This is a genomic window from Umezawaea tangerina, assembly GCF_003002815.1.
Taxonomy (GTDB): Bacteria; Actinomycetota; Actinomycetes; order Mycobacteriales; family Pseudonocardiaceae; genus Umezawaea; species Umezawaea tangerina.
In genome coordinates, this window is sequence record NZ_PVTF01000005.1 from 82,586 (window position 1) to 94,032 (window position 11,447).

Genomic DNA, 11,447 nt, shown 5'->3' on the forward strand with positions numbered 1-11,447 from the left:
CGTCACGTGTGCGGCACCACCGAGGAATGGAGTGCGTTGTGCACGTCGTCACGGGAGCCACGGGAGCTTTGGGACGCCTGGTCGTCGAGAAGCTGCTCGACCGCGTGCCCGCCTCGGAGGTGCGCGCCACCGGGCGCCGCCCCGAAGCCCTCGACGACCTCGTCGGCAGCGGGGTCGACGTGTGCCGGGCCGATTACGACGACCCGGCGTCGTTGCGGTCGGCCTTCGCCGGGGCCGACCGCGTGCTCTTCGTCTCGGGCAACGAGGTCGGCAAGCGCCTCGACCAGCACCAGGCGGTCGTGGACGCGCTGGCCGAGGCCCGAGTCGGCCTGGTCGCCTACACCAGCATCCTGAACGCGACGACGTCGGACATCGTGCTGGCGCGGGAGCACGCCGCCACCGAGCGGATGCTCGCGGACGCGGGCGTCCCGCACGTGCTGCTGCGCAACGGCTGGTACCTGGAGAACTTCACGATGTCGTTGGCGGACCAGGTCGACCACGGGATGATCGGCGCGTCCGGTGCGGGGCGGATCGCCGCGGCCACCCGCGCCGACTACGCCGAGGCCGCCGCCGTCGTGCTGACCGGGGCCGGGACGACCGCGGGCGAGGTGTTCGAGCTCGGCGGTCCGGGGTTCACCCGCGCGGAGCTGGTCGCCCACATCGGTCGTTGCGCGGGCCGGCCGGTGTCCTACACCGACCTGTCCGAGCAGGCCCTCACCGAGCCGCTGCTCGCCTCGGGGGTCCCCGACCACCTCGCCCGCCTGATCGCCGACAGCGACCGCGGCGCGGCGGCCGGGTGGCTGGACGCCGGTGACGACCTCGAACGCCTGCTGGGCCGCCCGGCCGAACCCTGGACCGACTTCATCGCCGCCGCGGTGCGGTCGGCGCTCGACACCGCCGCCTGACGGGCGTTGCCCTGGCGAGCAGCCACACCACGGCCGCCGCGCGGTGGCCGCACGACCCCGACACGAAAGCTGGCAGCGAGGATGAGCAGTGCGGTGGAGAACGCGGTGGACGAGGCGCTGTCGCGCGGAGAGGTGGGCGTGCAGGTCGCCGTGTACCACCAGGGCAAGCTGGTGGTGGACGTCTGCGCCGGGAACACGCGCGTCGGCGGGGAACCCGTCGACTCCGGCACGGTGTTCTGGGTCGCGTCGGCGGGGAAGGTGTCCACCGCGACCGCGCTCCACCGGCAGGTGGAACGGGGCCTCGTCGACTACGACCAGACGATCTCGTCGGTCTGGCCGGAGTTCGGTGCCCGCGGCAAGGGGTCGTCCACCGTTCGCGACGCCCTCACCCACCGCGTCGGCCTGGCCGAGCTGCCGGGCGACGCGACCCCGGAACGCCTCGGGGACTGGGAGTGGACGACCGGTCGGCTCGCCGGCTCCGCGCCGAGCCGCGAACCGGGCGAGCGCAACGCCTACCACGCGCGGACCTGGGGCTTCATCGTCGGGGAGATCATCCGCCGGGTGGACCCGGTACACCGCTCGTTCGAGGACGTCGACCGCGCGGAAGTCCTTGCACCGCTGGGCGTCGACGAGGTCTGGCACCGTCTCCCCGAGTCCGTGCACGACCGCGTCGCGGTGATGAAGGGCGACATCCTGAGCGGCGACGAGGGGTCCTTCACCGTCACCGAGGACCACGAGATCAACACCGCGGAGTACCGGCGGCGGGTGGATCCCAGCGGGGCGTGGACGACCGCACGCGCCGGTGCCCGGTTGTGGGCGCTCTACGCGCAAGGCGGGGAGCTGGACGGGGTCCGACTGCTGCCCGCCGACCGCGTAGAGACCTTCCTGGCTCCCCGACCGGGCGGCTTCGCGGCGGGTGGACTGGTCGGTGCGCGGGGCGTCATCGGGCAAGGTGGGCTGATGCTCGGCGGCGAGGTCCCCTCGCACGCCGACGTCCTCGGGTTCGGCGACCGCGTCCTGTGGCACCCCGGCGCAGGAGGGGCGCTCGGCTTCGCCGACCTCGACGCCGGGCTGGCCGTCATGATCTGCCACAACGAGTTCTTCGACGAGCGGCACCTGGAGCGGCACCCGTTCGCCCCGATCGTGCGCGCCGTCTACGCCGACGTCGTCGGCTGACCGCCGTGAGGGGCGTGACCAGGACGGCGACGCCCCTCACGGGATCAGGTGGTGCCGAACGCTATCCGGTGTAGCGGGCGTCCGTGCCGTAGAGCTCCTTGGTGAACGAGGAGATGTAGGTGTGCACGTCCGGAGCGCCGAGGTTGTAGGTCAGGTAGACCCCGTAGCCCTCGCTCACCGTCCGCCTCGCGAGGCTGGCGGCGGTGCTGGTGGACGTCGAGCTGATCTGGACGGCCGCGGGCGAGAGCCTGGACTTGGGCAGTGCCATGCCCGGCACGCTCCACGTGCCGTAGTAGGGGTTCCAGGCGTAGTCGAACTTCGACGTGATGTCGACGCCCCCGTAGGACAGCCGCGACGCCGCCGGGCCGATGTTGTAGAGCGTGATGAGCTTCGTGGGCATCGCCGCGCGCAACGCCGTGACCAGGTACACGAACGAGCTCGCGTTCGGCTGCCCGGTGCCGTTCTTGCCGTACTCGGAGTACTCGTCGTCGAAGTCGATGCCGTCGAGCCCGTAGCGGGTCACGGTGTCGGACAGCTGCTTCGCGAACGCCTCGGCGGACTGCTTGGTCGGGAAGTTGGCGAACCCGGCACCCTCGTGGTTGCCGAGGATCGACAGCGTGACCTTGATGCCCTTGGCCTGCAGGGGCCGGACCTCGGTGGCCACGTTGTCCAGCACGCGCTGCACGTTCGGGTTGAAGTACAGGTAGGCCGACTTCGTGGTGGTGTTGTAGTTGATGTTGGCGGCGAAGATCACGCCGATGTCGAAGACGTTGCCGCCGCCGTTGGCCAACGCGTACTTGCCCACGTTCAGCATGCTGTTGTTGTTCACCTCGACGTACGCCACGGAGACCGGCCCGGTCTTCGCGAACGCGCTCGCCGTGGTCGTGGTCCCGCTGGTCATCAGTAGGACCGCCGCTACGAGCGCTCCGATCCGACGAACTCCGGACACCATGTGATCAACTCCCATCGACTGGGGTTGGCAGGGATGTCCAGCGAACCAGCAGCGAAGTCCCACCGTCCACGAGTCACCACACGTCTGTCCGGTGAGTTGTCCGTTCACCGCGGGCCGGTCGACCGGTCCTCGCGGTGGTCCGAACCGATGCCGCTCATCGACCGGTCCTTCCTCCCGTCTCCCCGGAATCCGCTGGAGCGGGCGGTGGGAAGAGCATGTCCAGCACGTGGGTGAGGATCGCGGCGGCGTCGGCGGACGGGACGACGGTGTCGCGCAGGGCGAGTCCGATGCCGAGGGCGCCGAGCATCACGACGGCCTGGTGCGGTGGCATCGCGGGCCGCACGCGCAAGCGTTCGCAGTGGGTGGTGAGCAGGGCGACGACCTGCTCGTCGTGGCGCCGCTGGACCGCGGCCACCAGGGCGGCCGTCTCCGGCTGCTGGGCCGTCGCGGCGAGCACCTCCGCCGCGGCCGCGCTCCACCTGGCCGCGTCCTCGTCCAGCAGGCCCGCGGGGAACAGGGCCGCGACCAGCTCGTCACGGGTGCCGGCGCGCGCGAGGGACTCGCCCAGCCACTGGACGTGCGCCTCGGCGTGGCCGCTCACGATCGCCAGCCACAGCCCTTCCTTGCCGTCGAAGTGCTTGTACAGCGCGCCACGGGTGTACCCGGCGTCGGCGGCGATCTCCTCGACCGTCGCCGCCAGGTACCCCCGCCGCAGGAACACCTTCCGCCCCGCGTCGAGCAGCTGCTCGTGGGTGCGCCGCTGCTGCTCCGCGCGTGTCAGCCTGACCATGTCCACCCATTCAGTAACGGACTGTTTCTGGATACATGATGTTACTGTACGGTCGGTCGCATGGACTTCCTGGCACCCGTGGCCACGTTCGCCTGCGTACCCGTGAGCCTGGCCGTGTTCGCCTGGTTCGCCGTGCGGGCCCGGCGCCGGGGCAGCGGCCACTCGCTGATGGCGCCGTTCGAGGACATCTGGGACCCGAGCGCTCACCGGACGCACATCGAGATCCAGGTCCAGGAGAACCGGACCACCAGGGCGCCCTCACCCGGCGACCCACCCCCGCCCTGAAGCCCGACGACCCGTCAACCGTCGGTGCACGTGGGCCAGTGGTCCACCGCCCACGCCGACCAGTCCGACCACCCCGCCGGAGGGGCCGGGATCTCGCCGCCGTCGAGCTCGGCGGTGTCGGGCACCTGGAACTGCTCCCGCCACGCGTCCACGTCGGCCTCGCTCATCGGGAACGTCTCGTGCGGCGTCGTCTCCTGGCGGTGTGCGATGCGGGCGAGCTGGACGTCCTTGTCCACGGGCAGGTAGACGACCTGGCACGCCGCCCCGACCGACCGGGCCAGCCACCGCAGCGCGGACCGTTCGTCGCGGCCCCACAGCCCGAAGTCGAGCACGACGCCGATCCCCACGCGCAGCGCCTGCAGGGCCAGCGAGATGAACCGGCCCTCGACCACCCAGCGCTTGCCGTCGGCCATCGAGTCCCCGAACAGCGGGACCATCCAGTGGTCAGGCGTCAGCCGCAGCGCTCGGCGGGCCACCGCGAGCTCTTTCGCCCTGGTGGTCTTCCCCGCCGCCGGCAGCCCGACCATCAGGACGAGCGTGGCCGCGTGTCCACCTGAGGACGCGATCGGATCGGAACGCTGAGACATGACTCCCCTGACCAGGAAACGCCGGTACCGTCGAGACCTGCTCGCCGCCGGAGCCCGCGCGATCGAGCAGGCCATTGTGGACGGTGTGGAACGTTCGCACGAGAGCGTTGCGGGCGTCAACGGCCTCGCGCACGGCGCGTTCGAGCGACCCCGAAGCACGACCGGCGAGGATGACGGTGTCGATGTCGATGTCGACCAGGGCGTCCGAACCGTCGGCGGTGTCCGGCGCGACACGGCACCGCACTCCACCATTCAGCCGAAATCCTCTACCCGTTCCCATCAACGACCGCGTCGAATTCCCCCATTTCAACAGAAGGCCGACCGGGGCGTCGTGATGTCAACAGCGCGACCGGATCCTGTCCGGACAGTTCATGACACCAGGACAAATGTTTCCCCGCGGTCGAAACACGGGTTGTGCACGTGGCGGACCCTGCGATGATGACCACTCCCCGACTGTGCGAATCAAGGAGTCGGAATGCGGAAAACCATCAAGTCGTTGACCCTGCTCACCGCCGCTGTCGCGCTTTCCGCGTCAACCGTCGGCACCGCCTGGGCCGACATTCCGTTCGACAGGCCGGTCACCGGCAACGCCACCTACTACGACGCCGCGGGCTTCGGCGCCTGCGGCACGCAGATCGACGCGCGGACGCAGCTGCTGGTCGCCGTGCCCGCCTCGTACTGGACCACGGCGAACCCCAACAACGACCCGCTGTGCCGCGGCGTGTCCGTCCGGGTCACCTACAACGGCCGGACCGTCACCGTGCCGGTCGCGGACAAGTGCCCGAGCTGCGACAGCGGGCACATCGACCTCAGCCAGCCCGCGTTCTCCCGGCTCGCCGACACCGCCCTGGGCAACATCCCGGTGACGTGGTCGTTCGTGCGCTCGTGACGCGCCGGGAACCGGAGGAAGCACGCACCCACCCCGAACGGAGTCGAACCATGCTTTCCGTTGTGTTGAAACGACTTCTGCTCACGCTGGTGGTGATCGCCTCGGCCCTCACCGTGGGCACGGCCGACGCCGCCACCAACCACACGGTCACCTTCGTCAACCGCTCCGGGCAGACGGTGTGGGTGGGCAGCACGGTCAACGCCGACGGGTCGGTCAACTTCACCACCCTGCCGACCCTCGCCAACGGGCAGTCGGCGACGGTGACGGTCCCGGAGTCGGCCGAGCCGGGGCACTGGCGGGGCAAGTTCTTCGCCAGGCAGGGCTGCACCGGCACGTCCGGCCAGAACTTCCACTGCGTCGTCGGCGACTGCGGCGTCCAGGCCAACCGCTGCACCACCGGCGAACAACCCGCCAGCCTCGCCGAGTTCAACTTCGACACCCGTGACAGCCTCGCCCCCTGGTACAACGTCAGCTACGTCAACGCCTTCTCGCTGCCGATCACCATCGAGTCCGTGGGCGCGACCATCCCACCCGGCTCGAACTCCTGCGCCACGGCGGGGTGCACCACCAACGTCCTGCCCTTCTGCCCGCCGGAGAACCTCCGCTACGGCCCCAACGGCGCCGCGATCAACTGCGTCAACCCCAACCGCGACGCCCCGACCAGCTACAGCAACGCCGTCAAGGCCAAGTGCCCCAAGGCCTACGCCTGGTCCAAACAGGACACCGAGCCCGGTAACCAGACCGTGTTCCAGTGCGCCAACTGCCGCGGCTTCACCGTCACCTTCCACGGCGGCTCCTGATCGGCGACCAGCACACCGAGCCGGGCTCGCCGTCCCCTGCGACGACGGCGAGCCCGGCTCGACCACGTTCCCCGGTCGTCACGTCCGTGCGTCGTCAGTCACCTGCGAGAGGGGCGAGGCGCAGGCCGAGGTCCCGGACGGCGCGGGCCAGATCCGGCGCGGTGGCACCGCGCGGCGCGGCGGCGGGCCTGCCGTCGCGGCCGATGACCAGCCCGGTCCGGTCGTCGAGCGAGGGATCGGTGGCCGCGACGATCGACGACCACGCGGCCTCGGCCGGGGTGCCGCCGGTGGTCTTGCGGAACGCGCGCAGGACAAGGGGCCAGAAGGGCCGCAGCCACGGGGCGACGACTCGGGACGAGCGCATGGTGCCGGTGGTCATGTCGGTGACCGCTCCCCCAGGGTCGGCGGCGAACACCGAGACCCCGGTTCCCCTCAGCCGTTCCGCCAGGTCGAGGGTGTGGACGAGGTTGGCGAGCTTGGCGCGGCCGTACGCGTGGAGCCCGTAGTAGCCACCGGGGACCTCGGCCGCGTCGAACCGGCGGGCGCCGATCCGCACGGAGCCGGAGGTGATGTTGACGACGCGGCTGGGCGCGCCGTCCCGCAGACTCGGCAGCAGCAGTTCGGTGAGCAGGTACGGGGCCAGGTGGTTGAGCACGAAGGTCGCCTCGATCCCCTCCGGGCCGACGCGGCGGTCGTCGAACATCGCGCCCGCGTTGTTGACCAGCACGGTCAGCCTCCCCTCGGCCGCCACCTGCCCGGCCAGCGCCCGCACGGACGCCAAGGAGACCAGGTCCGCGGCGAGGAACCGGGCCGTCGCACCGGTTCCGGCGGCGTCGAGCCGTTCCACCGCGCGTTTCCCGCGGTCCGGGTCCCGGCCGACGACGGTCACCTCGTAACCTGCCGCGGCGAGCCCAGCCGCGGTCTCCAGACCGATGCCGCCGGTGCCCGCGGTCACCACTGCTCGACGGCTCATGTCCCTCGCTTCCCCTGGGTGGTGCGCCGCGGTCACAGGCCCTGCAACGCCAGGACGCGACCGGCGACGGCGCGACGGCTGACGGCCGCCGCGGGGGCGAACGTGTCGAACGCGTGCGGTACCCCTGGGTACTGGACCAGCTCGACCGGGACACCCGCGCGGCCGAGTCGGTCCGCGTAGCCGATGTCCTCCTCGCGGAAGAGGTCGAGCTGTCCGGTCTCGATGTACGCGGGTGGCAGGCCGCGCAGGTCCGCCGCCCGTGCGGGCGCGGCGTGACCAGGGGTGTCGGGACCGCCCGCCGACCTGCCCAACAGGCAGGTCCAGCCGGTGAGGTTGTCGGCGGCGGTCCAGGTGGCGACGCCGTCGAGGTCAGGGTGGGCGACGGTCGTGCGGTCGTCGAGCATGGGCTGGATCAGGATCTGCGCGGCCGGTGCGGGGCCGCCGCGGTCGCGCGCGAGCAGCGCGACGCCCGCGGCCAGTCCCCCACCCGCGCTGTCCCCCATGACCGCGATGCGGCTCGGGTCGACGCCGAGACCGGGGGCGTTGGCGACCGCCCACCGGAGGGCCGCGTAGCAGTCCCGCACGGGGACCGGGTGCGGGTGCTCGGGTGCCAGCCGGTACCCGACCGACAGCAGCGGCACCCCGGAGAGCCCGGCGTAGGCGCGGCAGCGCGAGTCGTGGGTGTCGAGGCCGCCCAGGAACATGCCGCCGCCGTGGAGGTGGACGGCCAACGCGGGCGACCGGACCTCCGCGGGCCGGTACAGGCGCATCGGGATCGCCGCGCCGTCCTCGGCCGGGGCAGCGCACGGCGTCACGACGACGCCGTCCGGAGCCGTCCACAGGGCCGCCTGGGCGGTGATGGCCGCGCCGAACAGCTCGCGCCGAGCACGCCAGTCCCCTGGCGCCGGCGGCGGGACGCCCTTCATCGCCTCGCGGACCGGGGCGAGGGCGGCCGCGATCTCGGCGTCCAGGGCGACCACCACTCGGTTCCTCCTCGTACCGCTCGTCATGCCTGCCGGGGGAACCGGTCCAGGGCCGCGAGCACGGCCCTGGCGAACCGGTCCCCGGTGTCCGCGGGCACCGCGTCGGCGATGGCGGCGTCGGCCTCGTCGACCACGGCCTGTCCGACCAGCCGCAACCGCAGGCCCTCGTCGGTCACCCGCAACATCGCGGTGCGGCCGCGCCCCGGCTCGGTGACCCGCTCGACCGCTCCCAACTGCTCCAGGAGCCGCAGCGTGCCCTGCACGCTCTGCGGCGTGACGCCGGCGCGGCGCGCGAGCTCGCTGTAGGAGATGCCGGGCCTGCGGTGCAGGTGTCCCAGCGCCGAGAGGTGGCGAAGGGCGATGCCGTGCTCGCGCAGACCGTCCTCGACGTGCTCGCGGACCCGCCTGCCGAGTGCCATCACCAGGAACGCCGCGCTCAGCGGCGGCCCGGTGTCCGGAGCGCCGCCGGTCACGTCCTCGCCCGCAGACCGGGTGTTGTGCTCATGAGTTACAGTCTGCCTGAAAGTGAGTTTCAGTCAAGCTGCAACTGATCGGGATGGACTGGACATGGCGAGCACACCCCGAGTCCCGCTGTCCGTGCGGGCGCAGGGAGCCGTGGTCGGACTGCTGGGCCGACTGCCCGCCGCGGTGCGGGCGCGGATGGCCGGGCCGGAGATCGTCGTCGACGACGCGCGACTGGCCGTCGACGCCCGCCTGCTGATCCGGTCGCTGGGAGCCGGGAAGTCGGCGCTCGTGGTCGACGACTCGCCGGAACTCTCCCGCGCCGCACTCGACCGCAACGCACCGGTGCTGCGGGCGGGCAGGCGCCCGTCACGGGCCGTGGTGACGTCCGACGTGCGGTTGCGCGGGCCGCAGGGGCCGCTGGAGGCGACCCTGTACGCACCGACCTCCGCCGGTGGTCGTTCCGGGGCGCTGGTGTTCTTCCACGGCGGGGGCTGGGTGATCGGCAGTCGGGCCGGGTACGACCACGTGTGCCGGTTCCTCGCCGAGCGCACCGGCCACCGGGTGCTGTCGGTGGACTACCGGCTCGCGCCGGAGGACCCGTTCCCGGCGGCGGTGGACGACGCGCTCGCCGCCTTCGACGACGCGGTCGCGCGCGCCGACGAGCTCGACGTCGACCCGGACCGGATCGTCGTCGGCGGGGACAGCGCGGGAGCCACCCTCGCCGCGGTGGCCGCCCGTCGCGCCGCCGACCGCGCCGACGGGCCCGTCCCGACAGGCCAGTGGCTGCTGTACCCGGCCACCGACCTCGCGGCGCGACACCCGTCGCGCGACCGGTTCGGCCGGGGTTTCCTGCTGACCGACGAGGACGTCGTCTGGTTCCAGGACCACTACGCGCCCTCCGGGGTCGACCGCACCGACCCGCTCGTGTCGGTGCTCTACGGCACCGTCGCGGCGGCGACCCCGCCCGCCCACCTGGTCACCGCCGGGTTCGACCCGCTGCGCGACGAGGGCGAGCGGTACGCGGAGAAGCTGCGGGCGGCGGGCGTACCGGTCGAGGCCGTGCGCGAGGCCGACCTGCCGCACGGCTTCCTCCCCTTCGTCCACCTGGGTCCCCGCTTCGGCGAAGCCGTGACCGCGAGCGCCGAGGCCCTTCGACGGATGCTGGACTGACCTCCGCCCGCACCGCGCCTCCGCCAGGTCCTGGCGCGGGATCAGCGGCCGCCGAGGGTGACCGCCGTGCCCAGGTGCTCACCGCCGGTCAGCCGGGCGACCAGGAACTCCGCCAGGTCGGCGCGCGGGATGGCACGGGCCTTGCCGGGGCCGCCGGACGGGATGACCTCGATGCGCCCCGTGGCGGGCTTGTCGGTCAGGACGGCGGGACGGGTGATGACCCAGTCGAGCCCGCTCTCCCGCACCGCGGCCTCCATGGTCGCCTTGTCCGGCGTGGAGGCGCGCAGGAACGTGGCCACCACGATCCTGACGAGGAACGGCGTGTTCGCGATGCTGTCGCCCACGCCGACCGACGAGGTGACGACGAGCCTGCGGACGCCGTGGAGCCGCATCGCCGCGATGATCGTCTTCGCCACGCCCGTCTCGAGCGTCGTGCGCTTGTACGGGGTCTTGCCGCCGACGGTGTCGATCACGGCGTCCTGACCGGCGACGGCGGCCCCCACGACGTCGGCGTCACGGGCGTCACCCGCGTGCACCCGGACGCCCGGCACGTCGTAGCCGTCGGCGGTGCGGACGAAGGCGGTGACCTCGTGGCCCGCCTCCACGGCCTTCGCGACGACGGCACGGCCCGTCTTCCCCGCGGCTCCCACGACAAGGACCTTCACTTCTGCCTCCTGGTTCCGGCGCGGATCCGCGTCCGACAGGCGCCGACCGGGCGCTGATCCGTCCAGCGCCCGACGACCGCACAGCGGCCGCCGCTACGCTCCTCCGAGTGCGATTGCAGCCTGTGCAATCACCGTAGCACGACTGATTGCACACAGTGCAGTCGCTATGCTCCGGCCATGTCGAGATGGCGACCAGACGGAGCCGACCGCCTCCAGGCAGCGGCGTTCGACCTCTTCGACGAGCAGGGGTTCGAGGGCACGACGGTCGCCGAGATCGCCCGACGGGCGGGGCTCACCCAGCGGACCTTCTTCAACCACTTCCCCGACAAGCGCGAGGTGCTCTTCAACCTCAGCTCCGCGTTCGAGCGGGAGGTCGTGGACGGGATAGCGGGCCACCGCGACGGGTCGCCACCGCTCGACGTCGTCGTGGCGGCCCTGCAACTCGCCTCCGACGCGACGTTCGAGGGCCGACGGGCAGCGGTGACCCGACGCCACAACATCATCCGCGCCAACCCGGACCTGCTGGAGCGCGAGCTCGGCAAGCAGGCCGCGCTCACCGACGCCATCGCCACCGCGCTGCGGGAGCGAGGCCTCGCCCCCGACACGGCCGTCCTCGCCGCCGGCGCGGGAATGCTGGTCCAGCAGACGGCGGTCCGGAGCTGGATCCTCGCCGACGACGGCACCCCGTTGCGCCGCCACCTCTCCGACGCGCTGCGCGCACTGCGGACCACCGTCGCCCCCGCGTCGCCCGACCCCGGACTCCTCCACGGGGGCGGCGGGAAGTAGGGCACTCGACCGCGACGTCCG

General features: G+C 72.3%; 14 protein-coding genes. 7 read left to right on the forward strand and 7 right to left on the reverse strand.

Features of this window, described 5'->3' with window-relative positions; all coding sequences use genetic code 11:
* Positions 1–38 precede the first annotated feature (38 nt).
* Both CLV43_RS17920 and CLV43_RS17925 read left to right on the forward strand, forming a co-directional pair.
* Positions 39–905 (forward strand): NmrA family NAD(P)-binding protein, encoded by an 867-nt coding sequence (locus CLV43_RS17920; RefSeq protein WP_106188361.1) that lies wholly within the window; start codon positions 39–41, stop codon positions 903–905.
* Between the two features lie 81 nt (positions 906–986).
* Positions 987–2,081, forward strand: a complete 1,095-nt coding sequence (locus CLV43_RS17925; protein ID WP_106188362.1) for a serine hydrolase domain-containing protein — start codon at positions 987–989, stop codon at positions 2,079–2,081.
* A gap of 61 nt (positions 2,082–2,142) precedes the next feature.
* Here CLV43_RS17925 and CLV43_RS17930 read toward each other — a convergent pair whose 3' ends face one another.
* Entirely contained in the window at positions 2,143–2,982 is an 840-nt protein-coding gene (locus CLV43_RS17930; RefSeq protein ID WP_245886623.1) for an endo-beta-N-acetylglucosaminidase H, read from the reverse strand.
* A 205-nt stretch (positions 2,983–3,187) separates the two neighbouring features.
* Positions 3,188–3,823, reverse strand: a complete 636-nt coding sequence (locus tag CLV43_RS17935) for a TetR/AcrR family transcriptional regulator (RefSeq protein ID WP_106188364.1) — start codon at positions 3,821–3,823, stop codon at positions 3,188–3,190.
* A gap of 60 nt (positions 3,824–3,883) precedes the next feature.
* Here CLV43_RS17935 and CLV43_RS17940 point away from each other — a divergent pair, with 60 nt between their 5' ends.
* A complete protein-coding gene (locus tag CLV43_RS17940) occupies positions 3,884–4,108 on the forward strand; it encodes a hypothetical protein (RefSeq protein WP_106188365.1) in 225 nt (74 codons plus the stop codon).
* Positions 4,109–4,122: 14 nt separating this feature from the next.
* Here CLV43_RS17940 and CLV43_RS17945 read toward each other — a convergent pair whose 3' ends face one another.
* Positions 4,123–4,635, reverse strand: coding sequence for a P-loop nucleotide/nucleoside kinase family protein (locus CLV43_RS17945; RefSeq protein ID WP_211304403.1), 513 nt, complete (start codon positions 4,633–4,635; stop codon positions 4,123–4,125).
* Between the two features lie 535 nt (positions 4,636–5,170).
* Here CLV43_RS17945 and CLV43_RS17950 point away from each other — a divergent pair.
* Both CLV43_RS17950 and CLV43_RS17955 read left to right on the forward strand, forming a co-directional pair.
* The gene (locus CLV43_RS17950; RefSeq protein WP_106188367.1) at positions 5,171–5,584 is read left to right on the forward strand and encodes a cysteine/serine endopeptidase inhibitor; all 414 of its coding nucleotides are present in this window, start codon (positions 5,171–5,173) and stop codon (positions 5,582–5,584) included.
* A 62-nt stretch (positions 5,585–5,646) separates the two neighbouring features.
* Positions 5,647–6,384 carry a thaumatin family protein gene (locus tag CLV43_RS17955; protein WP_245886625.1) on the forward strand — a complete coding sequence of 246 codons (738 nt, stop codon included), beginning with the start codon at positions 5,647–5,649 and terminating at the stop codon, positions 6,382–6,384.
* Between the two features lie 94 nt (positions 6,385–6,478).
* Here CLV43_RS17955 and CLV43_RS17960 read toward each other — a convergent pair whose 3' ends face one another.
* From CLV43_RS17960 to CLV43_RS17970, 3 genes are read right to left on the reverse strand one after another with little or no spacing between them, the layout of a single operon-like run.
* The gene (locus CLV43_RS17960; RefSeq protein WP_106188369.1) at positions 6,479–7,357 is read right to left on the reverse strand and encodes an SDR family NAD(P)-dependent oxidoreductase; all 879 of its coding nucleotides are present in this window, start codon (positions 7,355–7,357) and stop codon (positions 6,479–6,481) included.
* A 32-nt stretch (positions 7,358–7,389) separates the two neighbouring features.
* Positions 7,390–8,340 (reverse strand): alpha/beta hydrolase, encoded by a 951-nt coding sequence (locus tag CLV43_RS17965; protein WP_106188370.1) that lies wholly within the window; start codon positions 8,338–8,340, stop codon positions 7,390–7,392.
* Between the two features lie 23 nt (positions 8,341–8,363).
* The gene (locus CLV43_RS17970) at positions 8,364–8,813 is read right to left on the reverse strand and encodes a MarR family winged helix-turn-helix transcriptional regulator (RefSeq protein ID WP_245886628.1); all 450 of its coding nucleotides are present in this window, start codon (positions 8,811–8,813) and stop codon (positions 8,364–8,366) included.
* 94 nt (positions 8,814–8,907) lie between these two features.
* Between CLV43_RS17970 and CLV43_RS17975 the strand changes: the two genes are divergently transcribed.
* Positions 8,908–9,975: an alpha/beta hydrolase gene (locus CLV43_RS17975; protein ID WP_106188371.1), complete on the forward strand. Its 1,068-nt coding sequence runs from the start codon at positions 8,908–8,910 to the stop codon at positions 9,973–9,975.
* Positions 9,976–10,016: 41 nt separating this feature from the next.
* Here CLV43_RS17975 and CLV43_RS17980 read toward each other — a convergent pair whose 3' ends face one another.
* A complete protein-coding gene (locus CLV43_RS17980; protein ID WP_170155889.1) occupies positions 10,017–10,640 on the reverse strand; it encodes an NAD(P)-dependent oxidoreductase in 624 nt (207 codons plus the stop codon).
* 177 nt (positions 10,641–10,817) lie between these two features.
* Between CLV43_RS17980 and CLV43_RS17985 the strand changes: the two genes are divergently transcribed.
* Positions 10,818–11,426 carry a TetR/AcrR family transcriptional regulator gene (locus CLV43_RS17985; RefSeq protein ID WP_106188373.1) on the forward strand — a complete coding sequence of 203 codons (609 nt, stop codon included), beginning with the start codon at positions 10,818–10,820 and terminating at the stop codon, positions 11,424–11,426.
* Positions 11,427–11,447 lie beyond the last annotated feature (21 nt).